Raw genomic sequence first — 25200 nt, forward strand, 5'->3', positions numbered from 1 at the left:
GAAGGGTATAAAAAAACAGATAACTGTCATATCAACAATTATCTGTTTACTATTTTAAAATCAGTATGTTAAATAAGTCACACTTTATGCTTGAGTCACATGAATACGTAATTCTTTAGGAAGACTAAAAGTTATATTCTCTTCACGCCCATCTAATTCTTTAGGTGCTTGCGCGCCCCAGTCTTGTAAACGTTGAATTACTTGCTTAATTAGAATTTCTGGTGCTGAAGCACCCGCTGTCACACCAATTTTGCACGTATCATTGAACCATGACTGTTCTAACTGATCAGCATTATCTACAAGGTAAGCTGCCTTGCCCATACGCTCGGCAAGCTCGCGTAAACGATTTGAATTTGATGAGTTAGGTGAGCCTACAACCAATACCACATCACACTGTTCTGCTAAGTCACGTACAGCATCTTGTCTGTTTTGAGTGGCGTAGCAAATATCATCTTTACGCGGACCTTGAATATGAGGAAATTTTGCACGCAAAGCATCAATAACTTTAGCAGTATCATCAATAGATAAAGTTGTTTGAGTTACAAATGCAAGTTTTTCAGGATGTCTTACTGCAAGCGCAGCAACATCAGCTTCATCTTCAACTAGATAAATGTCACCACCTTTCAATTTGTCATATTGCCCCATTGTTCCTTCAACTTCAGGGTGCCCTTCATGACCAATTAAAATGGCTTCAGTACCTTCTCGTGCATATTTAGTCACTTCAATATGAACTTTAGTAACTAAAGGACAAGTTGCATCAAATACTTTTAAACCTCGGCGCTCCGCTTCTTGCTGAACAGCTTTTGAAACACCATGAGCACTGAAAATTACAATTGAGTCATCCGGAACCTGATCTAGTTCATCAACAAAAACCGCCCCTCTTTGACGTAAGTCATCAACAACAAATTTATTGTGTACAACTTCATGACGTACATAAATAGGAGGGTTAAAACATTCTAAAGCCCGATTGACGATTGCTATGGCTCGATCAACACCGGCACAAAAACCACGCGGATTAGCTAACACAATTTCCATAACAGCCTCAAAATTAATAAAACAGGGGAATTTCTCTTGAATATTTGCAATTAAAACTATTCAGTTTAAACGCACGGTACACTACAATAGCGAAGATATTTTATCATATCAGGAAAAATATCATGTCGGGTCTATTGTTTGTCGTTTCTGCTGCATCAGGAACGGGCAAAACATCTTTGGTGAAAGCCCTGCTTGACCGTGTGAGCAATTTACATGTTTCAGTCTCACATACTACCCGAGGTCAACGTCCCGGTGAATTAGATGGTGTTCACTATCACTTCACTACAAAAGATGAATTTCTAGACCAAGTCAACCATGACGGTTTTATTGAATACGCTGAAGTATTTGGTAATTACTATGGCACTTCTCAAGCAACTGTAAAACAACAGTTAGCTCAAGGACACGATGTTCTACTTGAAATTGATTGGCAAGGTGCAGAGCAAGTACGCAAACTTTTTCCTGAATCCAAGCAAATATTTATTTTACCGCCAACACAGTTTGACCTTCGTCAGCGTTTATCTAACCGCGGCACAGACTCAGTTGAAGTCATTGAACATCGTTTAAGCTGTGCAGTTGAAGATATGCAGCATTACACGAACTTTGATTACATCATTATTAATGATGACTTTAATAAAGCCTTACATGAGATTGAAGCTGTAATTACAGCAAACCGTCTAGTGCTCTCTCAGCAAGCGAAACGTTATCAAACATTAATTCAAGACTTGATTACTCCTCAACCAAAACAGGAATAACTTGAGTCTAGATCGAAAGCCTTTTATACTGTTTAGTCTGTTCAAATTCACCATTCCAAAACGAGAACTTTTATGGCACGCGTCACCGTTGAAGATTGTTTAGATCATGTAGACAACCGTTTTGAGCTTGTGCTCGTTGCAAGTAAACGTGCTCGTCAATTGGCACGTCAAGGCATGGAGCCAACTGTAGAATGGGATAACGACAAACCGACTGTAGTTTCTTTGCGCGAAATCGCGGCAGGGCACGTTACGAAAGAAATTCTTAAGCAACGTGAACAAGATTATCAAACTTCTAGTCTTGATCTTGCTCTTTCTACAAACAGCTTGAATTTAGAAGGTTTTTCTTTCTAATTAATTCTGTTTCATAAAAAAACCATCGTTTTTCTGCGGTGGTTTTTTATTTGGCTTTGTCTTGAATTTAAAGATATTGAAAAAAGCAATTATTTTCATTGAAAAAAAAATACACTTTTTCAAATGAAAAAATTGACAAGTTCCGCAATATGCTTTTCATTAAGAAGTAGATAGATTTAGTTTTTCAGTATTAGGAAAAAGGGTGATTTATGCCAGGCGAAGAGGTCAGCCAAGCCAAGCAACAGCTTAAATTGATTATCGACCCTTACTTATCGGTAAGTGAAGTCGAGAAAGTGCTTGCTGCCTGTGATTTTGCCGATCTAGCGCATACTGGCATTACACGTAAAAGTGGTGAACCCTACATTCTGCATCCAATTGCTGTCAGCTGTATTCTTGCGAACATGCGTTTAGATGTTGAAACCTTAATGGCAGCCCTTTTGCATGATGTTATTGAAGATACTCAATATACAAAAGAAGATATTACTGAAAAGTTTGGCCTGACAGTTGCCGAGCTGGTTGACGGCGTAACCAAACTTAGCCAATCAAGTGATAAAGAATATAACAAAGCCGCCTCATTCCGAAAAATCTTGCAAGCGACCCTACAGGACCCACGTGTCATTATTATTAAATTAGCTGACCGCTATCATAATATGACAACTTTAGGTGCTTTGCGTCCAGATAAACGTGCCCGTATTGCTCAAGAAACTCTTGATATCTTTGTGCCAATGGCAAGATTAGTCGGCATGAATGAAATGGGTGATAATCTAGAAAATCTTTGTTATCAAAATCTTGATCTTGATATGTTTGATAACGTGCAAAATGCACTACGTCAAACCAAACCAGAGCGATGTAAATATCAAAGTATCTGGGAACAAAACCTTGCTGAACTTCTTCATAATTATCATATTCAAGGCCGCATTAAAAAGAAAAATAACAATATCGAATTATTACGCCATTTCGTTAAAAATGAGATGGATTTACAAGAGCTTACCCATAGCCATGCTTTTGAAATCGTTTTACAATCAATTGCCGACTGTGACCGCCTAGTTGATGCTTTAAGAGAAAACTTTCAGGTCATTCAATATCAGGACCATATCCGTCGTCCGCTACCGGGTGGCAACCAGTCTTTATTAATTAAGCTCAAAGGCGAAAAAACTACACTATCTCTTACCATTCAAACTGAGCTTATGCGTAAAGCTGCTCGTTTTGGAGTAGTGCTTGGTGAAAATGCACCGCAAACTTGTCGTTCAGCCATTCAAGCTTCAATGCAAAATCTGAATACGCTGATCGATGGAGAATGTGCAAAAACGACCTTCAATGATTTATTAGATTACTTACATCAAGAAAAAATTTGGGTTTACACTCCACATGGCCAGCTCCATGAGTTACCACAAGGTGCTACCGTAGTTGATTTTGCTTATTCAGCCAGTTTATTTTTAGGAAACCATGCCGTTGGTGCAAAAGTAGATGGCGAGATTAAACCACTGTCGACACCATTAATCAGCGGTCAGGTTATTGAAGTGATTACGGATGTTTTAGCAACACCAAATCCAGACTGGTTAAGTTTCATTAATACGCAAAAAGCTCGCCGTGCTTTACAGCATGTCCTTAAAGATCAAGATATTGAAGAACAACGTTTAGTCGGTGCGCAAGCACTTTCTCGAGCACTGAAACTCTTTAACCGTTCGATTAACGATCTCTCTGAATCCGACTGGTTAGATTTACTTCAATGGCGCCACATTGATAATAAAAATACATTGTTTGAACAAATTGCAGTTGGCGACCTACTACCTCAACTTGTAGCTAATCACTTATTTGCTCATGACAAGCATCCACAAGTGGAAAATTCAGATCGACTCATTCAAAGCACCGAAGGTATCGATGTTAAATATGCGCATTGCTGTAATCCAGTTTTGGGCGACCCAATTCAAGGACATTTAACACGTCGTGGGTTAATTGTGCATCGTATCCGTTGCCATAACTTGCTACATGAACAACATCTACATCCTGAAAATATTATGCCGCTTCAATGGAAAGCAGATGACGTAGACGATGTTCGTTTTACAGCCTACCTCGCTATAGAAATGGCAATGAATGATGAGCAGGTATCAGACCTGATCTATCAATGTCGTAAAAATAATGCAGGGGTAGAAATGGTTCACTCAAATGAGCAAAGAACTTTCGTTAATATTGTAGTGAATAACCGTAAGCACATTGCAAAAGTCATCCGTGACTTACGCATGCATTATGGTTTTCCACGTATTGAGCGTTTGGATGCGCCTAATCCACAGATGGAAATTTCAAAAGTAAGCTAAGTCTTTACAAGGGCTATTGGTCAGATTTATGTTTCTTTAACAAAATCAAACTTTCCAAATCCGCTTAATCAATTAAATCGATGATACTTTTGTCCAAAGCGATCATCGATTATGATGAAATGAGATTTAATCAAGGAGAACCAAATGTCCCGCCAAGTAATTCATACTGAAAATGCCCCTGCTGCTATCGGCACATACTCTCAAGCCATTTTAGTAGATAATACATTATATCTTTCAGGGCAAATTGGTTTAGACCCATACAGTATGGAACTTGTAGAAGGTATTGAAGCTCAAATTCGCCGTGTATTTGATAATTTAAAAGCAGTTTGTGAAGCTGCCGGCGGTTCTCTAGCAGACATTGCCAAGCTCAATATTTTTCTAACTGATTTATCAAACTTCCAACTTGTAAACCAAATTATGGGTGAATATTTTGCGCAACCGTATCCTGCACGTGCAGCACTTGGTGTAGCAAGTTTACCAAAAGGTGCTTTAGTTGAAATGGATGGTATTGTAGTTATTAATCAATAAGATATAAAAATATATTGAATATTTTTTGTTAAATTATTAACTCTAAATCATGAACCACCTTTGTATAAAATCTGAACATAACTCAGATTTCCGCTCAGGTGGTATTTTTTTATCCAAATTCCCAATAATAATAAATGAGATTTTAAATGAATTTCATTGACAAACGATAATAATTATCAATAATATCAATTATCGCATTTATATTTGGGGATCACTCCCATGTACGTTTGCTTGTGTCGTGGCATTACCGATCAAGATATTAAAGACGCTGTTGAAAATGGCGCAGAAAGCTATCGCGAAATTCGTGATTTGCTTGATCTTGGTACTTGCTGTGGACGCTGTGCACCAGAAGCACGTGCTATTATTAATGAAGAATTAGCAGAAATCGCTGCTCGTATTTCTGTAGCTGCGTAAAAGATTTATAAAAATTTAATAGTATTTATTAGCTCCTCCACCGCTTTTTGCGGAACGTTAATAGTTCCTCATTCAAGCGGTTTTTTTTGGTTGGAAACTCTCCTTTCCTAATATTGTGTTGTTTTTGATTGCGATTTTCATTTGCTGTTCTATAAATTACTCGCCATATCACTGTTTGTTCACTAGAATGGTTTTATAGATTGCCTTAATTGAATTAAGGCAGAAATTGTTTTGGAGTAGCTACAATGAAAGGCAATCGTGATGTCATTAATCAGCTCAACCAAGTGCTGTATCATCATCTAACTGCAATTAATCAATATTTTTTACATTCACGCATGTTTAATGATTGGGGAATTGAGCAGCTTGGCTCTGCTGAATACAAAGAATCCATTCGTCAAATGAAGCATGCAGACAAAATTATTGAACGTATTTTATTCTTGGAAGGTTTACCTAATCTTCAGCACTTAGGCAAACTTTATATTGGTCAACATACAGAAGAAGTTCTGCAATGTGACATTCGTAAAGTGAAAGAAAATATAGAAGCGATTCAAAAAGCAGTTGCACTCGCTGAAACAGAACAAGACTATGTGACGCGTGATCTTGTTCAAGAAATTTTAGAAAAAGAAGAAGAATATTGGGACTGGTTAGATACCCAAATTGACCTTATCGTTAGCGTTGGCATTGAAAATTACATCCAGAGTCAGATGTAATTTCTCATAAAAAAATCCCCTTGCATGCAAGGGGATTTTTTTATTACTTTTCTTTTAATAACTCTGGTAGCGTTATTTTTTGCTTATAGAGATGCTTTAAAATTAATAATTGCTGCTCTGCTTGCTCTGGTTTTCCATTATAAGCCAGCAATTTTGCATTTTTACGTAAATTATATGGAGTTGCTTTATTCTTTACTGAGTTACCCCACTGGACTAGCTCAGCTTCAGATAATTTAGTTTTTGGATCAAGTTCAATCCATTTTAAACGCTCTTGAAACTGCGTTAAAACAAAAATTTTACTGCTTCCCATGAACTCTGCATTTGGTTTTTTATTCTTATAAAGTAAATTACTATTCAGAACATACACATTGTAATCACGTAAAATCGCAATAATAAGCAGTAAACTAGCTACACATATTAAGCGAAAAAGTTGCTTATTAAGTATAACTCCCTTGAGTACTGGAGTCTGCGCCTGAACGATACCGAGCAAGAAACCAGAGGTAAGTAAGAAATAAGCATAGCGCTGTGGGAACTCAAACATGGCATGAATAAACACCGCACATACCATCATAATCGCTATAATTGAGATGGTTTCTTTAGCCTGTTGATTTAACCAAAGGAACCAACACGCAAAGTAAGCAATAATTACAGCTGCTAATGGAATACCATTCCAAACAATTAAATCAAGCAGTACATTATGGGCACTATTAAACCATACATGTACGGTTCCATATTGAATACTATCGACTACAGCGACACTTGTCTGACTCCATCCATACCCTGCCCATGGCTGCTGTGCTATGGCATGTAATATTTGTATCCACATGCCTACACGCTCATGCCCCGAACCTGCACGAGCAACAAATGTACTTGTTTCGGTAATCTGTGTATTTGTAGAGAACTCAATGAATTGAGTAATATAAGGTAAGATGAATCCAGCAATTAAGAAAAATATTAAGCACCACAAGAAACCTTGAGCAAATCCAAATCTTTTTTGCTTTCTAAACTGCTTGATCACCCAATACATAAGTAAAAATGGAAAAACTATCCATGAGGTTCTGGATTGACTCAATGCAACTGTAAATAAAATAATGAGTGTTGAAGGTAGTAACAACCAGATTGTTACTTTATTCTTTTCATATAAATACAAACATCCTAATAATCCAATGATTAAAAAGGTTGCCATATTATTAGGTTGGCCAAAATTACCGTAAGGGCGATTACCCAGCAACTTAAGCACATAAGGAATATGAGACTCGATATTCAACCATTGGCAAATTGCAATAAAGCTAGTGACAAGCGATACAATAATTACAAGTAGGCTAAAACCAGAAAAGATTTGATCTCGCTTTTGTTGATCTAAAGACAGGTTATAACCAGCCAAAACCATAAACCAAAAACCTAACAGGTAAAATAAACTCAATAAGGCTGTGCTCAGATCAAAAACTAAACCAAAACCCCACTGCACTATTGGAATCAAAGTAAATGGCAGCAATAATAACTGTGCTCTAGGAATTTTAATATTTTGCTGAATTAGAGCGGCTAATACACATAATCCAGCCCCAAAAGTACTCACTTCACTCGAAAACATGACCCAAGGGCTGTAGTGAAATGGAGACAACCATGCAAAACCTAACAGGATTGCAGCGAGGAATAGGAAGAATACTTGCATAGTAAAAGGTTAGAGGTTAAAACTTGAAAGAATTATACATGGAAGAGAGTAGGAAGAATTCGCTTCCATTTATATCTTTCCGTTCCGTTTAGAAACTTGTTCATATCACAATAAACTTAAATGTTTTTTATCATTGGATTTATTTTATAAAACTTCGATACATACAATTTAGAGTAGCACCTATGTTCTAAAAGATACAAAAGAAAATATCTAATAATCAATAAAGATGAACTCAATTGAGTGCATTTTTTCTTGAACAGCAACTTATGACGCAGCATTTAATGCTATAAAAACACTACATGACTTCGCAGCATATTTTCCATCGACAGTTGTTTCACAAGTCTACCATCTTCTGCATGGTTTAATTGAACTTTTTTACCTTTGATCCCTGATTTACCAGTGTCACATTGCAGTAAGCCTTAAATGTTCTCCATCCGAATTTTCCAAAGAACTTTAAAATACAAAAATTCAGTTTTCACATAAGAATATAATTTTAGATTGGTTATGATTAACCAATCTAAAATTTAAAATAATTAACTAAAATTTAATTATTATCTAGATCCATTTCTAAAATTTTAAATCGACTATCACCATAATCTGAGCCTTATCAATATTCATTAATACCACCATATTCTGTGTTGTAGCCCGTAAAGGAAGCCATCCTTGAACGTTGGGGTATTTTGCAAGTAAATCATCAATTTCTTTCTTTTGGTTTTTTTTATATAATTCATTAATATTATGAATATTTTTTTTAATATTTACATGTTCATCTTTAAGTAAAATATATTTTTCAGGTTGTTGAATAAATGAAATAGCTTTAGCCTTTTCTTTATGTAAATTCATTTCATTAAGATTCATTGTTTTGACCGCAGCAATTTCAGGTCCAAACATAGGTATTTTTTGAAACTTAGGTAGAGCCTTCCCCATATCATCCTTAATAATTTCAACTCTTTGAACCAAATCAATATTACCTTGATTATATACAAGCCAAACAGGTCTACCTTGTGATAAGTTATAAAATCCAAATAAAAATGCGACAATTTGGAAAAAAATTATCACTGACAAATCAAATCTCAATGTTTTTTTTTCAACCTTATAAATAATAAAACATAAGATTGGCCCAATAATTAAATCTATTATCACTATCATTATTACAATATTAGTAACACCTAAAGCCTGAGCTAATGGATATGGATACCATATCTTAAAAACCAAAAAAAGTAATAATAGAGCACTAACCAAAGAACAAGAAAAATGAACCAAAAAAAATTTTAATCGACTAGACATATAAACCTTAAATATTTCATAATTTAAAATTGACGCTATAAAAACAAAACCAGCTTAATAGCTGGTTTTGTTTATTTCTAGTTCCAAATTATGGACAAGATGCTGGACGATATTTTGATAAAACAGTTGTAGAACAAGACCATGTACCATCAACCGCACGCGTCCAAGTTAAAGTGTTTTGGTTCGCTGTCTGTAAATCACCCGCTGCACCGTTACCAAATGTAGCAACAATTGTGTTAGCTGCAGCCGTAACTAATGGTGAAGTAACCTGCGCTACACCTGTACCTGCAGCAACTGCTGTAGAACCATCCTGTTTAGCTCCGGTCTGAAGGTTAGAACCAGTTGCATCTAATTGGCACTCATTACCAGCCTGACCAAGTGTTAACTTGCCATTCAACAAACAGTTATCAACTGCTGTTTTCATGTTACCTGCTTCACCCATAACACGTGTTACTTGTGAACGTGCAATATAATTTTGATAAGAAGGAATCGCAATTGCCGCCAAAATACCGATAATCGCAACCACGATCATGAGTTCAATTAATGTAAAACCTTTTTGTGCATTCATAGCCTTTTCCCCAAAGATTGTATGTATGTTTTTATATAAGCCTTTTCAGCTATCAACTATATAGCAGCAACCATGCCAACTTTTATTTTACTTATAAAACAAAAACTTATATTAATTTTAAAATTTACTTAATCTAAAGTCACTGTAAATAACTGACAAAAATCGTCACATAACTTTTGGTTATCACAGATCACATATCAAAAAAAGTAAACAAAACTTATCAAACTTTATATTTTTTTTGTGAGCAAATTCTCTTTAAAAAATAAATAAATAGGTGACATTTTTTGTCAGCCACCTTAAGAAATAAAATTTTAAAATTATGAGATATAGAACTTTTAGAAAATAACTTAATTAATAATAATTGGAGCATTTCCCAATTCATTGGATTGATCTGGCATATTTTCATCATAAAAATGTGACAATACCTCTCCAATTTGCTGCACACCCATCACGACAGCTTGTTGATATTGTTTTTGTTTAAGTTTTTGAACGATAGACTCACAAATCTGCTGCCAGACCTGATCGTTAGTCGCATTTCTAATACCACGGTCAAATATAACTTCTACAGTACGTTCACATAAATTTAGGTATAACAATACGCCGCTATTTAATGCAGTATCCCAAACGCCCAACTCTGCAAATAGCTGCTGTGCTCTTAAACGCGTGTTTTGTCTATAGGCTTGTGAACATGGAATATGGCCTTCAATTACCACCTGTATCTCACCAACATGTCCATGTTCTGCTCGCTGTACAGCATCTGCGATAGCTTGCTTATCTTGTTTTGAAAAATAACGGCTACTGGCCGGAAAATAACATAAATGTTTAAACCAACGTTTTAGACTTGGCTCTACAGATTCCTCAATTTTTGGTTGAGTAATAATTTGTGTTGTTTCTGATGTTGTTACCATGAGCCTGAAGCACCTCCACCGCCAAAACGACCTCCGCCGCCACCATAGCCTCCGCCACCTCCGCCGAAGCCTCCTCCACGTCCACCGCCACCAGAACCACTTAAAATGGCCTGTAAAATAAGTTGGGCAATTGATGTAATAAGTAAAAAGAAAATACCAAAACCAAGTAGTAAGCTAGTGACTAGCCCCGCCCCATTTACAAATCCTGCTACCGCAGCAGCAACTCCTGCTGTAGATGCACTAAGCGGACGACCAACAATAAACGAACCCACAATTCCAGCAACAAGAATAAATAAAGCGATTGTCAGCGTTGTCTGCTTGGCTTGCTGTTCTTCTGCAGCTTGATGCTGACGTTCTTTTAAATCTTGGGCAGCTTGCTGTGCTACTTCTGGATCTAAATTTAAAATTCTTCCAATTTCATCAAGTCCTGCATTTAAACCTTGTGCATATTGGGCTTGTTTAAAATAAGGTGTAATTTGGTTTCTAATAATTCGACTTGCCACAATATCAGGCAACACACCTTCTAAACCATATCCCGTTAAAATTTGTATGCGACGATCATTTACCGCAACTGCAATGAGTAATCCATTGTCACGTTTAGCTGAACCTAATTGCCACTGCTCACCCACTCGTAATGCATAATCAAATATATCTTCTTGGCCCGTAGTTGGGACAATAACGACACCAATTTGCGCTTTACCTTGTTGGTATAAACTTAGAATTTTTTGGTCGAGCTGCTGTTTCTCAGCCTCACTTAAAATGTTAGCTTGATCAATAACAGGCTGATTTAAAGTTGGCAAACCACGAATTGATTCACCGTCTACCATATCGTTAGCGACTTTAGGCGAAGCAGCAACACTTGAAGCAGCTTGCCCCTCTAGTTTAGTTGCAGCAGCTTGATTTTGCTGTTTTTGAATGATTTTGCCCGCTACTATTGTGTCGGTTTCATCAGTAGCAGTTGCAATATTACTTTCACTCCATGCCGTATTCTGAAAAAGAACACCACAACAGAGCAAAATTAAGGTCGCAATAAAGACCTTAATTTGCTTAGACTGAAGCAATATAGTATTTCTCATACGGCACTCCCTTTGATTTATAAAATTAATCAAAAGAAACTTTTGGAGCCTGTTGTGCAGAAGCTTCTGCAGAGAAATTGGCTTTTGGATGCATACCAATTACTTTTGCGGTCACTGCTTGCGGGAACTGGCGTACATATCCGTTGTAATCTTGCACTGTTGTAATATAACGATTACGTGCAACTGCGATACGATTTTCTGTACCCTCAAGCTGAACTTGTAATTCTTGGAATTGAGTATTGGCTTTCAAATCTGGGTAGTTTTCAGACACAGCAATAAGTCGAGATAATGCCCCTGTTAATTGACTTTGAGCCTGTTGATATTTTTCAAGCAAAGCTGGATCTTCTAGAACTTCTTTATCAACTTTTAAACCTGCAACATTCGAGCGTGCCTGTGTTACTTCGGTTAATACTTGCTCTTCATGTTTAGCATAACCTTTTACCACATTGACAAGGTTTGGCACCAAATCTGAACGACGTTGGTATTGGTTTTGTACTTCAGACCACGCTGCTGTCACAGCCTCATCTTTTACTTGTAGAGTATTATAGCCACATCCCGAAAACAGTAAGGTGCTGGCAAGTGTTGTTGCGATCGCTAATTGTTTCAACGTTTTCATCGTCACATTATCCTCAAGTTTTTCTTTATATTTTTGACCTCTTTACCCGATTGTATGATGAATTTGGCATTATTGTGTTGCTTTTATTTTATTGATTTTTAAAAACCGGATTTTTAAATCCGGTTTTCTATTAATTTAATCTTTGATCTTTTTCTTGTTGAAAACTTGTCATTTGATATTCTTCTGCTAAAGAACTTTTCCAGTAATCGACCATCTTGTCGTAATCTTTTTGACTAGGATGAAAATCTTTTTTGTAATATGCAAAGTATTCAGGCATTAATTGGACAAGCATCTTTATCAGCAAATATGACCCAAATAAATTACCTCCGATTTTAGGTAAGCTATTCCACTTATCTTGCCAAAATAAACGCGTTGTCCCATAAAAAGCCAGACTCGCAAACCCAGTCGTGACGCTACGCATGAGTAAACGACGAATACGGTCATCTCCATATACATGTTGATAGACATCGAATGCGACTGAACGATGCTCAATTTCTTCAATCGCATGCCATACCCAAAGTTTTAGCGCATCTTGATCTAACGTTTTTAACAACTCTGGATGTTGTAAAACATATGCTCCAAGGAGAGCTGTAAAATGTTCAAAAGCACAGGTAAGAGCTAATTGCAGCTTAGGTGGAATCGTTCTTAAGTATTTATCGCGCTCATTTAACCAGTTTTGAAAACTATCCAGATTATAATCATCACGGCGCCAAGCTTCATTAAACTCGCCATGCGCTTTGGAATGCATAGCCTCTTGTCCAATGAAAGCAGCAATTTGCGCTTGTAATTGAGGGTCTGAAACTTTATCACGCACATTACGTACGCTATTTACAAAAAATTGCTCACCTACTGGAAACGTCGATGAAAGTGCAGTTAAAAAATGAGACATGAGGGGTGAATTTGCAAAATAGTGACGCTTGATCGCCTTTGGATTAAATTCAAGACGACGCACTGTAATACCCAACGCTTTTCGACGATTTAAATATGATTTTTCTGCCGTCATACCTGCGATGTTCATACTCAACACCTATTGTATTGAAGAAGGAAGTTTTGAGTATGTCGTGAGCTTAAAAAGCTAAAAAGGGCAAAAAAGCTTATTATATTTGCCAAAAACATCAAAGTGACTAATGGTAGACAATAAAAAAGCCTACTTGAAGTAGGCTTTTTGAGTGTTTTAACACATTAATTTATTAAACACCTAGGTAATCCAAAATGCCTTCAGCAGCTTGACGGCCTTCCCAAATCGCAGTCACGACTAGGTCTGAGCCACGCACCATATCACCACCAGCAAAGATTTTCGGGTTTGATGTCTGGAATTTGAATTCTTGTTTTTCAGCTGCGACAACACGACCTGAACCATCAAGATTAATATTCGCGTTACCAAACCAATCCGCTGGGCTTGGGCGGAAACCGAATGCAAGTAAAACAGCATCGGCTGGTAATACTTCTTCAGAACCTGGAACTGGTTCAGGACTACGACGGCCACGACTATCTGGTTCACCCATTTGTGTCGTTACCACTTTTACGCCTGTCACTTTGCCATTTTCACCAACGATTTCGATCGGTTGACGATTGAATAGGAATTTTACACCCTCTTCATAGGCATTTTTTACTTCACGTGCAGAACCCGGCATGTTGCTTTCATCACGACGATATGCACACGTTACATCATGAGCGCCTTGACGTAATGAAGTACGGTTACAGTCCATCGCTGTATCACCACCACCAAGTACAATCACCTTTTTACCATCTAAGCTGATGTACTCACTTGGATCTTTTTCCCAACCTTGGCAGCGGTTCACGTTAGAGATTAGGAAATCAAGAGCATCATAAACGCCATTAAGATCTTCACCTGGGAAACCACCCTTCATGTAGGTATAAGTTCCCATACCCATGAACACCGCATCATATTCTGCAAGTAATTCATCAATGGTTACATCTGTACCAATTTCAGTATTCAAACGGAATTCGATGCCCATACCTGTGAAAATTTCACGGCGGCGTTTCATCACATCTTTTTCCATTTTAAATTCTGGAATACCAAATGTAAGTAAGCCACCAATTTCAGGACGCTTATCGAATACAACTGGTTTAACACCACCTCGAGCTAGAATATCTGCACAGCCTAAACCAGCAGGGCCAGCACCAATAATGGCAACTTTTTTGTCAGTCCATTTCACGCCTGACATATCTGGACGCCAGCCCAAAGCAAAGGCTGTATCGTTGATATATTTTTCAGCATTACCAATTGTTACTGCACCAAAACCATCGTTTAAGGTACAAGCACCTTCACACAAACGGTCTTGTGGACATACGCGACCACATACCTCAGGTAGTGTATTCGTTTGATGACAAAGCTCAGCAGCTTGGAAAATTTGGCCTTCAGCAATAAGTTTTAACCAGTTTGGAATGTAGTTATGTACAGGACATTTCCATTCGCAATATGGGTTACCACAACCTAAACAACGGTGAGTCTGATTAGTGACAGTTTCCGATGTAAAAGGCTTATAAATTTCCACAAATTCTGCTTTGCGGACAGTAATATCTTTTTTCTCTGGATCTTGGCGTGCTACATCCAGAAATTGAAAGTCATTATTTAGGCGTTCTGCCATGTCTCTCTCCGTGGGTAGGCGCGGTTTTCACTGTTGTCCGCACCTGCCTATGTCGTTGCAGTCGTGGAATTATTGTGGATCAGCTTGTGTTGTTTTCAAAAGCGTTTGTAAATTAGCAGCCTTTGGTTTCACAAGCCAGAATTTACGGCTGTAGAAATCGAACTCATTGCGGATCTTATAAGCCCAGGCACTACCTGTTTCTTTAATATGCTCATCGATAATACGCAACAAGAACTCTTTATGATCTTCCATAGATTCTGTTGAAATACGATTTAAATCAATCAATTCGTGGTTGTAGTAATCTACGAAGTCATTGTCAAGGTCAAGTACATAAGCAAAACCACCGGTCATGCCTGCGCCAAAGTTATGGCCTACTTTACCAAGTACAGTCACAACACCACCTGTCATATATTCACAGCAGTGATCGCCAGCACCTTCAATTACAGCAAATGCACCAGAGTTACGAACTGCAAAACGCTCACCCGCTGTACCCGCTGCAAAAAGCTTACCGCCAGTTGCGCCATACAAACAGGTATTACCAATAATTGCTGTGTTTTGAGTTTGGAAAGGTGAACCTTTTGGTGGGAAGATTGAGATACGACCACCTGCCATACCTTTACCCACATAGTCGTTTGCATCACCTTCAAGACGGATGTGTAAACCACCCGCGTTCCATACACCAAGTGACTGACCAGCTGTACCAGTTAAGTTCATCACAACTGGGTGTACTTCCATGCCTAAATTGCCATAGCGACGAGCAATTTCACCTGACACACGAGCACCGATTGAACGATCACAGTTCACAACATTGAAGTTGAACTGACCACCTGCACTTGATTCAATTGCAGGAAGCATTTCAGCAACCATTTTCTCAGCTAACACACCTTTATCAAATGGTGCGTTCCCTTGTACTTCACAATACTGTGCTTTACCGTCAGCAGATGGATGAGAAGTTAACAATGCACTTAAATCAAGATGAGCATGTTTTTCAGTTTCACCCGGCAATACTTCGAGTAAATCAACACGACCGATTAAGTCTTTCAATGAAGACACACCTAATGCTGCCAACCATTCACGTGTTTCTTCCGCAATGAAGTGGAAGAAATTGATGAGCATTTCTGGCTCGCCAATGTAGTGCTCTTGACGTAAGTGATCTTGTTGTGTTGCAACACCAGTCGCACAGTTGTTTAGGTGGCAAATACGTAGATATTTACAACCTAGTGCAATCATTGGTGTTGAACCGAAACCAAAGCTCTCAGCACCTAAAATTGCTGCCTTGATCACATCAAGACCAGTTTTTAAGCCACCATCTGTTTGTACACGTACTTTGCCACGTAAGTCATTTACACGAAGTGCTTGATGCGCCTCACTTAAACCTAACTCCCATGGAGAGCCCGCATGGTGAATTGATGAAAGTGGAGATGCAGCTGTACCACCGTCATAACCAGAAATAGTAATAAAGTCTGCATATGCCTTCGCAACACCAGCTGCAATCGTACCTACACCTGGTTCAGATACCAGTTTTACTGAAACCATTGCTTGCGGGTTAACTTGTTTCAAGTCAAAAATTAACTGAGACAAATCTTCAATTGAGTAAATATCGTGGTGTGGTGGAGGTGAAATCAGTGTTACACCCGGCACTGAGTAACGTAAACGTGCAATTAAACCATTTACTTTACCGCCCGGTAACTGACCGCCTTCACCTGGTTTTGCACCTTGAGCAACTTTAATTTGCAATACTTCAGCAGAAGTTAGATATGCAGGCGTTACACCAAAACGACCAGATGCGATCTGTTTGATTTTCGAGTTACGAATTGTGCCGTAGCGAACTGGATCCTCACCACCCTCACCAGAGTTTGAACGACCGCCAATCGTGTTCATCGCAATTGCAATCGCTTCATGCGCTTCTGGAGAAAGAGCACCTAAAGACATCCCTGCCGAGTCAAAACGAGGCAAGATCTCTTCAACTGATTCAACTTGCTCAACTGGAATCGAATTCGTTGTTTTTAACTTGAATAAGTCACGAATAGTCGCTACTGGACGATTATTCACCAGCTCCGCATATTCTTTAAAGTGTTCGTATTTACCAGAGCGAACCGCTTTGTGTAATGAGTTAATCACATCTGGGTTAAACGCGTGATACTCTTTATCAAACACAAATTTAAGCAGACCACCTTGATCAATTGGTTTACGATTTGACCATGCTGTAGCAGCTAATTTTTTCTGGTCTTTTTCAAGATCAGCAAATGTTGCACCCTGAATACGACTTGGAACACCCAAGAAGCACTGATCTACAACTTCAGATGATAAACCCACTGCTTCAAAAAGCTGACCACCACGATACGAAGCAACTGTAGAGATACCCATTTTTGAAAGAACTTTTAATAAGCCTTTCTCAATACCTTTACGGAAGTTCGCTTGAGCATGGATTGGATCACCTAAAAGCTCACCTTTCGCAATCAAATCATTAATTACGTCATATGCAAGGTATGGATAAACTGCTGTAGCACCAAAACCAAGTAATACCGCAAATTGGTGCGGATCACGTGCAAAACCAGTTTCAACCAAGATGTTTGCATCAGTACGCAAACCAGTCTTAATGAGGTAATGGTGTACCGCACCTGTTGCAAGTGCTGCATTTGCAGGTAAGAAACCTTGGCGAATATTTTTGTCAGTTAAAATAATTAAGGTTTTACCATCACGAACAGCTTGTGCTGCTTCTTCACAAATGCGTGTAATCGCAGCTTGCAAACCTTCTTCTTCAGCATAGTTTAAATTGATGTCAACAGACTCATAGCCTGCACGATCAATAGTACGAATTTGCTGTATTTTTGAGTTAGACAGAACAGGACTCGAAATAATGAGTCGATCTGCGTGCTCTGGCCCCTGCTCAAATACATTCTGCTCACGGCCTAAACAGGTTTCGAGCGACATTACAATCGATTCACGTAACGGGTCAATTGGCGGGTTTGTTACTTGCGCAAATTGTTGACGGAAATAATCAGTCACATGGCGTACTTGACGAGACAATACAGCCATTGGCGTATCATCACCCATTGAACCTACAGCTTCCTGACCACTTTCAGCAATCGGACGCAACAACTGGTCGCGCTCTTCAAATGTCACCATAAACATTTTTTGAGCTGCTTTTAAAGCATCACCAGTTAAGCCTTGATCAACTAATTGTTCTTCAAGTTCAGGATTAGCATTTAAGCGAATTGCATGATCACGCAACCATTCACGGTACGGACGCATGTTTTTAAGATGTGTATTTACATCTTTTGTATCAAGTACTTTGCCAGTTAAAGTATCAACTACTAAAATTTGGCCAGGGCCTACGCGACCTTTAGAAATAACATCTTCAGGTTCATAACCCCACACACCAATTTCAGATGCCAAGGTAATGTAATCATTTTTGGTAATGACCCAACGTGCAGGACGTAAACCATTACGGTCAAGCATACAAATGGCATGACGACCATCTTGAATTACTAAGCCTGCTGGACCATCCCAAGCTTCCATATGCTTAGAGTTGAACTCATAGAATGCACGTAAGTCTGCATCCAAAGTTTCAACGTTTTGCCAAGCTGGTGGCACAAGCATACGCAATGCACGGAATAAATCCATACCGCCACCAACCAAGATTTCAAGCATGTTATCTAAGCTTGAAGAATCTGAACCAGTACGGTTCACAATTGGGTTAAGCTCAGTTAGGCCTGGTAACAATGGATTTTCAAATTTAGGCGTACGTGCCAATGCCCAGTTACGGTTTGCTGTAATAGTGTTGATTTCACCATTATGCGCAAGGTAACGGAATGGTTGAGCCAAAGGCCAACGCGGTAAAGTGTTGGTCGAGAAACGTTGGTGGAACACCACGATATGTGATTTTAAACGTTCGTCTGCCAAATCTGTATAGAACTCAGCAATTGCAGCCGGCATCATTAAGCCTTTATAGCTGATCACTGTCGAACAAAGTGTAGTCACATAGAATGACGGATCATTTTGTAATTGTTGTTCTGCACGACGACGTGCCAAAAATAGTTTACGGTTAAACTCAACTTCAGTTACACCCATTGGACAGTTCACAATGACCTGTTCAAAAGCAGGTAAAGATTGAAGTGCAATTTCACCTAGTGCATCGTTATTTGTAGGGACAACACGCCAAGCCAATACGCGTAAGCCATCAGCCTCAATTTCTTTAGTTAAAATATTTTTAGAGTGCTGTGCTAATGCCGGATCGACATTTAAAAATACCGTTCCTACAGCAAAAACTTCGCTAAGTGTAATATCGCTTAGTTTTTTTGCTTCATCACGGAAAAATTGCTTTGGCATCGCCAATAATAAGCCGCAACCATCTCCCGTCTTGCCATCTGCGGCAATACCACCACGGTGCGTCATGCAACTTAAACTGTGAATCGCGGTTTCTACAAGATGATGACTTGATTCACCCTTCATATGGGCAATCAGTCCAAAACCACAGTTATCCTTAAACTCATCAGGTTGATATAAACCTTGAGCGGGAGCTACAGTATTAGGCGATGGCATGTGCATAGCGTACCCTTCTTTCAATAAGGCTCTTTCGAGCGTCAAACAAACAACTTATTTCTGCGATATTGCCTACGGACGATAGTTAGCTCAATGTTTCGCAAAAAAAAATTTTGGGCTGATAAGCCAATATACGCTGTTCCATTTTTACGTACACTGGTTTTTGCTAGAAAAATGTTTTGACTTATTTCGCACTCTTTTAAAGCAGCTCGACCCCACGACTCTGCATAGACTTCACTCTTTAGAGCGCCAAAATAGTTAGCAGTACATTAATAAGCACAAGAATAAAGCAAAAACTATGCCAATATAATTTTCTTAGCTTAAGTGTTTATATTTCTTAAAAATAGATCAGTTTTATTCAGGCTATCATTTTAATAAATGACCAAATATGCACCACACTTGATCAAAAATTATATATATCTTTTGTTATTGCACTATATTTGTGCACATTATTCTTATCCTTAGTTCCCTCTTGTGCCCTCATTTGTTGCATTTTTAGAAGGGGCTTCAGTTTCACGATTTTGTTGAACCTTTTTAGAGGCATCTGTAGAATTGGACTGGTGTACATCCACAACATTACCCTCAGCATCCCGACGAATAATAGTTGTCCGAGTTGTAGAATTCGTTGTTGGAGCAGTCACTTTCGGCTGCGTACTTATCGCACCGTTTACACCTGCACCCATGAGCAAAGACTCATCAATTTTAGGCAATGCGGCTGGACGTAATCGCACTTCATAAGTTTGACTCATCCCACCTTTCATTTCGTCCGCCCCTAAATCATTTACTAATGATGCATAGGTTGAAAATTGTTGTGGTTGAGGTTTGATTGACTCAGGCAAATCAAGATTCAGTTGAGTTAATTCTTGAATCGCATCTTCAGAACGTTTAAATACACCATAGCTCAATACATATTGTTCAGATTGCTTATCTCCGCTTAAACGGAAATAGATAAATTTATTACGATCAGTACGATTTTTTAAAAAGTTTTTAATAATATCTTCGTCAGATGCACGAAATAGCTCAAGCGTCCACTGTTTCTTGTTTTCGTTAATAAATTTTGTACCGCGGAACTCTGCCTCATGCTGACCTGAAGCAACCGTACGAGTCGTTAAATCAAGAGGCCTAACTTCATCAGCTAAAGCCCCTAAATTAGCAGTTGTTGCTACTTTTTCTGGTTGAATTTGCACTGGCGTATCTGAATCAGCCGATTTTTCAACTTCAACCAGCTTCTTACTATCGGTCATGACCCAGAAAAGAAAAGCGAGAAACAAGCAGACGATACCACCCACCAACCAGATATATTGTTGAACATTCTGCCAAAGTGTACGTGATACAGTCATGTGTTACCTTAATTTATTATCCGTGTTGATTTGCCAAAATAGCTTGTTTCATGAGTTCAACATCAAAGTCTTTAGTAATTACTGCTCGTCCAAGTTGCTTTAACAACACTAAGCGTAATTGACCATTGAGGACTTTTTTATCATGAGCCATATATCCAAGGAATTCATCCAATGGAATTTTCGGACATGATATCGGCAAATTAGCGCGTTGAATAATTTTTTTTGTACGCTCTACATCATCGCTTGAAATCCAACCTAAACGTTGTGATAAATCCGCTGCCATGACCATGCCTGTAGCTACTGCTTCACCATGCAACCAATTTCCATAACCTAAGTAAGATTCAATCGCATGACCAAAAGTATGACCTAAGTTGAGTAAGGCTCTTTCGCCTTGCTCTTTTTCATCGTTTGCAACAATACGGGCTTTATGAGCACATGAACGGTAAACAGCTTCTGCTAAAAGGTCAGCATCTCGTCCAATTAACCCATCCATATTTTGCTCTAACCAAACAAGAAAGTCAGCATCACCTAACAAGGCATATTTAATGACTTCTGATAATCCAGCAGACAACTCTCGATCCGGCAAAGTATTGAGTTGAGCCATATCAGCCAAAACAACTTGAGGTTGCTGAAATGCACCAAGCATGTTTTTACCCAGTGGGTGATTAATACCAGTTTTACCGCCTACACTTGAATCTACTTGTGAAAGAAGCGTAGTTGGAACCTGAACAAAATAAACACCACGCTGAAAACATGCTGATGCAAAGCCAGCCATATCACCAATAACACCGCCACCTAAAGCTAAAACCGTACAATCTCGGTTAAAACCAGCTTCAAGGAGTGCATCAAAAATTAAATTTAAATGTTGAATATCTTTATATTTTTCACCATCGGGCAAAATACAAGTCGCTACAGTTTTACCCAAACTTTTTAATGCTTCTTGATAGTTAGATAAATATAAAGGTGCGACCGTTTCGTTACTCACAATCATGACCTGTTGACCATGAATATAAGGTTCAAGCAACTGTTTAGGATCAAGTTGACTGCCAATAAAAATAGGATAACGGCGTTCGCCTAATTCAACATGTAAAGTTTGCATGAGTTTATTAAACCACGAGTAAGTTTGGCTATTTTAGCGTGTTAGACAAAATAAGTTGCAGAATCTTTTGAGCAAGATCGCGTGCAGCACCCTGATTGGTTTCAATCGTGTAATGAGCAACTTCACGATATAAAGGATCGCGTATTTTTAACAAATCTCGCAATTTTTGTTCAGGGTTTTCAACTTGTAATAGAGGTCTGTTTTTATCGCGATAAGTTCGTTGTAATTGTAATTCCACAGGAGTGTAAAGATAAACGACAATACCACGTTGCTTTAGAAACTCACGATTGGGTGCTTGAGTAATCGCACCACCGCCTGTTGCTAAAACCAAAGCCTTACGGGAAGTTAACTCATTCAACACTATAGTTTCACGAGCACGAAATCCGAATTCCCCTTCTTTTTCAAAAATCCAAGGAATAGTAGCCCCTGTTTTGCGTTCAATTTCATGATCACTATCTAAAAATTCACGCCCTAATATTTCGGCTAAATGACGTCCAACGGTTGTTTTTCCTGCCCCCATGGGCCCCACCAAATAAATATTTGGCAGGGTTTCAAACGCTTTGCTTGGCAAGGCGCCACCTATTTCAATTGCTTTCATTAAAAAATATATTAATGATTTCTCACCAAAGTGTCATTAACAATTCGTGGCGTAACGAAAATCAGTAATTCTTGTTTATCATCAGATTTCACATCTTTTCTAAATAAATGTCCAAGTACGGGAATATCACCAAAGAAAGGAACCTTGGTTTGTGAGTTAATTGTCGTCTGCTCAAATACCCCTCCTAAAATGACTGTTTCACCGTTATTAACCAATACATTGGTGTTAATCTGATTTTTATTTAAAATTAACTCTCCATTAGGAGCAGCACCAGCAACGGAATCTTTCGAAATATCTAATTTCATTTGAATCTTACCGTCAGGCGTAATACTTGGTGTTACGTTTAGGCTTAGCAGCGCATCTTTAAATGATGTACTTGCTGTAGCACCCGCAGCGGAATTAGTCGTGGTCTGATAAGGGACCTGCTGACCTGTTGCAACTTTCGCTGGTTGTTTATCTGCTGTCATCACTTTAGGTGTAGAAATAACCTCACCGTAACCATCGGCTTGTAACGCTGAAAGTTCAAGATCAAGCATAAAATCAGACATGCTAATCAAACCAAAAGCAATACTTCCAGCTGGGTTGGTTACCCCTAAATCGACGTTTAAGTTATCTGGACGTTCAATCGTGTATTTATATCCTCCCGTAGTCTCATCTTTTTTGGGTTCTCGTAAATTCCATAAAGTTGTTTCACTACCACCAACCAGCAAGTTATTATTATTGGTAATTCCTTGAGATAGTATTCCCCACTTAACGCCAAGCTCTTTGGTAAAAGAAGTAGATGCTCTAACAATACGTGCCTCAACCATCACTTGCTTAACTTGCACATCCAGTAAATCAATCATTTTACGAATTTGATCAATCGACTGAGCCGTATCATTAACAATTAAAGTATTGGTACGATCATCTTGAGTAATTGTTCCACGTGGACTCAATAAACTTCCTACGTTATTTCCTAAACTATCGACACCCGTATTTAAGTTAGTAGAGGTTGAAGTACCGCCACCTGAAGTATGCTGCAAACCATTGCTATTATTTGAACCTTGAGTAATTAAACCCATAATATCGCCAGCTTTAGCGTATTTAAGTTGAATATATTCGGTTTGTAATGGAGCAAGTTTGACACTTTGTGCGACAGCTTTTGCTTCTTCTTCTTCAGCCTTAATCAATTCTGTAACAGGAGCAATCCAAATAACATTACCATTTCTACGTTTATCCAGATTTTTGGTTTTTAAAATAATATCAAGGGCCTGATCCCACGGAACATCTTTTAAGCGCAAAGTGATATTACCCTGAACACTATCGGCAGCTACCATATTAAGGCCAGTAAAATCGGCAAGTAACTGTAAAACGCGACGGACTTCAATATCTTGGAAATCAAGAGAAAGCTTATTACCAGAGTAATTAGGTGTCTTATATAAAGAAGTTACGTTTTTATCCTGCGGACGCTTTAAGCTAATAGTGAGTTTATTTTCGGCCTGATAAGCCATATATTCATAACTACCAGTAGATTGAATCGTAATAACGCCATTGCCTTTTTCATTATAAGATTCAATTGTCGAAACAGGCGTAGCAAAATCATTTACATTTAAGCGTTTAGCTAAGTGTGTAGGAATTTTAGAGCCTAACGTTCTCACCACGACCTTGCTGCCTTGTTGTTGAACATCAACAGGGGTATTACTTCCCAGCAAGTCAATAACAATAAGACCTTCACCTTGACTACCGCGCTGGAAACCAATATTTGAAACACCTTGGGGTTGCACGACACTTGTTGGTACGGGTTTGGTTACAGCTTGAGCTGAATTAATCTTTAGAATAAAAGTATTGCCTTCAATACGCGTTGTAAACGCACCTGCCTCTTTTAAATTTACAGTTAAACGTGAGCGCTGATCATCAGAACTTACATCAACTGAGCTTGCTTCATTTGTACCAATTGCCACTTTTGACTGTGTTAAAGTCTGCTGAGCTTTATTAAAATCTAAAATCAAACGTGAAGGATTTTCAAGTTGATATGCCTGTGGTTGTGGTGGCAAACCATTAAACATAACTCGAATTTCTGTACCCTGACCTGCAATTTGCGTTGGTACAATATTGGTCATGCTGACCTGTGCAGAGGCAACCTGCATAAGTGCAATGGCTACAGCCCCCATAGAAAACTGACGGAATACGTGATTCATTGTCTGACCATCCCCAATTAAATAATCTTTAAAAATACTTTTTCTTTGTTATTCCCTAAATTTTAGGGTGCGGGTCCAATTAACACTAAGGTTCTTGGTCTCTCCACATAGCCTTCGCGCCCATCAGGGACAATCTCCACCAGATCAATCTGGGTTGGACCAATATGGGTAATACGCCCTTGGTTCATCCCGATATAGTTCCCCACCTGTACCCGTTCAATTTGCTGATCGGGTGATTGGATAAGAGCCAATACTTGCCCACGGTTATTACGCATGCTTCCTTTCATGTTTAAGGATTCTAATGCATAACTTTCTAGAGGCTGAGGTGCACGTGAGAAATTTGGATATACCCGTTTTCCTGCCATAATTTTGAGCTCAGCAGCAAGTGAGCTTGGTAAAAATGGACTCTTTAGCTGATGAGCCGCATAGTTAAATTGTGGCACAGGCGTGAAAACAGGTGCTGGATCTATCGGCTGTGGTGGCTGATTACGTATATTTGCCATTTGCTGATTTACAGCATCAATTCTCGAGTCACATCCAACTAAAACTAAACATGCCAAAATAGAAAAAGAAATTTGCTTAAGTTTCATTGTAATG

General features: G+C 38.6%; 21 protein-coding genes and 1 pseudogene. 7 read left to right on the plus strand and 15 right to left on the minus strand.

What is annotated here, in order from left to right:
• Positions 1-84: 84 nt before the first annotated feature.
• Positions 85-1035: a 4-hydroxy-3-methylbut-2-enyl diphosphate reductase gene (gene ispH / locus ACT53H_RS11925; RefSeq protein ID WP_003653781.1), complete on the minus strand. Its 951-nt coding sequence runs from the start codon at positions 1033-1035 to the stop codon at positions 85-87.
• Between the two features lie 122 nt (positions 1036-1157).
• On the opposite strand from ispH, the gene gmk reads away from it, so the two are divergent.
• The 7 genes and pseudogenes from gmk (at position 1158) to bfr (ending at position 6105) form a co-directional block, all read left to right on the plus strand.
• Positions 1158-1787 (plus strand): guanylate kinase, encoded by a 630-nt coding sequence (gene gmk / locus ACT53H_RS11930; protein WP_004789787.1) that lies wholly within the window; start codon positions 1158-1160, stop codon positions 1785-1787.
• Between the two features lie 72 nt (positions 1788-1859).
• Positions 1860-2138 (plus strand): DNA-directed RNA polymerase subunit omega, encoded by a 279-nt coding sequence (rpoZ, locus tag ACT53H_RS11935; protein ID WP_002116990.1) that lies wholly within the window; start codon positions 1860-1862, stop codon positions 2136-2138.
• A gap of 80 nt (positions 2139-2218) precedes the next feature.
• Positions 2219-2308, plus strand: a pseudogene (locus tag ACT53H_RS11940) (hypothetical protein); the annotation flags it as partial.
• Between the two features lie 39 nt (positions 2309-2347).
• Positions 2348-4453: a RelA/SpoT family protein gene (locus ACT53H_RS11945; RefSeq protein ID WP_476009281.1), complete on the plus strand. Its 2106-nt coding sequence runs from the start codon at positions 2348-2350 to the stop codon at positions 4451-4453.
• Between the two features lie 144 nt (positions 4454-4597).
• Positions 4598-4981, plus strand: a complete 384-nt coding sequence (locus ACT53H_RS11950) for a RidA family protein (RefSeq protein WP_004789789.1) — start codon at positions 4598-4600, stop codon at positions 4979-4981.
• A gap of 219 nt (positions 4982-5200) precedes the next feature.
• On the plus strand, positions 5201-5395 hold the full coding sequence (locus ACT53H_RS11955) for a bacterioferritin-associated ferredoxin (RefSeq protein WP_004789790.1): 195 nt from the start codon (positions 5201-5203) through the stop codon (positions 5393-5395).
• Positions 5396-5640: 245 nt separating this feature from the next.
• On the plus strand, positions 5641-6105 hold the full coding sequence (bfr, locus tag ACT53H_RS11960; RefSeq protein ID WP_443270317.1) for a heteropolymeric bacterioferritin subunit Bfr: 465 nt from the start codon (positions 5641-5643) through the stop codon (positions 6103-6105).
• 43 nt (positions 6106-6148) lie between these two features.
• Here the strand turns inward: bfr and ACT53H_RS11965 are convergent, their stop codons facing one another.
• The 14 genes from ACT53H_RS11965 to ACT53H_RS12030 form a co-directional block, all read right to left on the minus strand.
• Positions 6149-7777 (minus strand): PglL family O-oligosaccharyltransferase, encoded by a 1629-nt coding sequence (locus ACT53H_RS11965; RefSeq protein WP_476009282.1) that lies wholly within the window; start codon positions 7775-7777, stop codon positions 6149-6151.
• A gap of 567 nt (positions 7778-8344) precedes the next feature.
• Positions 8345-9064 (minus strand): TfpX/TfpZ family type IV pilin accessory protein, encoded by a 720-nt coding sequence (gene tfpZ / locus ACT53H_RS11970; RefSeq protein ID WP_476009283.1) that lies wholly within the window; start codon positions 9062-9064, stop codon positions 8345-8347.
• 88 nt (positions 9065-9152) lie between these two features.
• Positions 9153-9632, minus strand: coding sequence for a pilin (locus ACT53H_RS11975; protein WP_476009284.1), 480 nt, complete (start codon positions 9630-9632; stop codon positions 9153-9155).
• Between the two features lie 347 nt (positions 9633-9979).
• Complete coding sequence (locus tag ACT53H_RS11980; RefSeq protein ID WP_476009285.1) at positions 9980-10540, minus strand: TPM domain-containing protein; 561 nt, start codon at positions 10538-10540, stop codon at positions 9980-9982.
• The gene (locus ACT53H_RS11985) at positions 10534-11616 is read right to left on the minus strand and encodes a TPM domain-containing protein (protein ID WP_476009286.1); all 1083 of its coding nucleotides are present in this window, start codon (positions 11614-11616) and stop codon (positions 10534-10536) included. The genes ACT53H_RS11980 and ACT53H_RS11985 overlap by 7 nt, the downstream gene beginning before the upstream one ends.
• Positions 11617-11641: 25 nt before the next feature.
• Entirely contained in the window at positions 11642-12232 is a 591-nt protein-coding gene (locus ACT53H_RS11990) for a LemA family protein (RefSeq protein ID WP_003653797.1), read from the minus strand.
• 130 nt (positions 12233-12362) lie between these two features.
• Complete coding sequence (locus ACT53H_RS11995) at positions 12363-13250, minus strand: metal-dependent hydrolase (protein ID WP_174727853.1); 888 nt, start codon at positions 13248-13250, stop codon at positions 12363-12365.
• 172 nt (positions 13251-13422) lie between these two features.
• The gene (locus tag ACT53H_RS12000; protein WP_004789801.1) at positions 13423-14844 is read right to left on the minus strand and encodes an FAD-dependent oxidoreductase; all 1422 of its coding nucleotides are present in this window, start codon (positions 14842-14844) and stop codon (positions 13423-13425) included.
• A 69-nt stretch (positions 14845-14913) separates the two neighbouring features.
• Positions 14914-19389, minus strand: coding sequence for a glutamate synthase large subunit (gene gltB / locus ACT53H_RS12005; protein WP_312823191.1), 4476 nt, complete (start codon positions 19387-19389; stop codon positions 14914-14916).
• 461 nt (positions 19390-19850) lie between these two features.
• Positions 19851-20729 carry a hypothetical protein gene (locus ACT53H_RS12010; RefSeq protein WP_151963856.1) on the minus strand — a complete coding sequence of 293 codons (879 nt, stop codon included), beginning with the start codon at positions 20727-20729 and terminating at the stop codon, positions 19851-19853.
• 16 nt (positions 20730-20745) lie between these two features.
• The gene (gene aroB / locus ACT53H_RS12015; RefSeq protein ID WP_004789806.1) at positions 20746-21828 is read right to left on the minus strand and encodes a 3-dehydroquinate synthase; all 1083 of its coding nucleotides are present in this window, start codon (positions 21826-21828) and stop codon (positions 20746-20748) included.
• A gap of 28 nt (positions 21829-21856) precedes the next feature.
• On the minus strand, positions 21857-22426 hold the full coding sequence (gene aroK / locus ACT53H_RS12020) for a shikimate kinase AroK (protein WP_004789808.1): 570 nt from the start codon (positions 22424-22426) through the stop codon (positions 21857-21859).
• Between the two features lie 11 nt (positions 22427-22437).
• Positions 22438-24603, minus strand: a complete 2166-nt coding sequence (locus tag ACT53H_RS12025; protein ID WP_476009287.1) for a type IV pilus secretin PilQ — start codon at positions 24601-24603, stop codon at positions 22438-22440.
• A gap of 62 nt (positions 24604-24665) precedes the next feature.
• Positions 24666-25193, minus strand: coding sequence for a pilus assembly protein PilP (locus ACT53H_RS12030; protein ID WP_004789813.1), 528 nt, complete (start codon positions 25191-25193; stop codon positions 24666-24668).
• Positions 25194-25200: the final 7 nt, after the last annotated feature.

This window comes from Acinetobacter sp. DMC2, assembly GCF_056314305.1.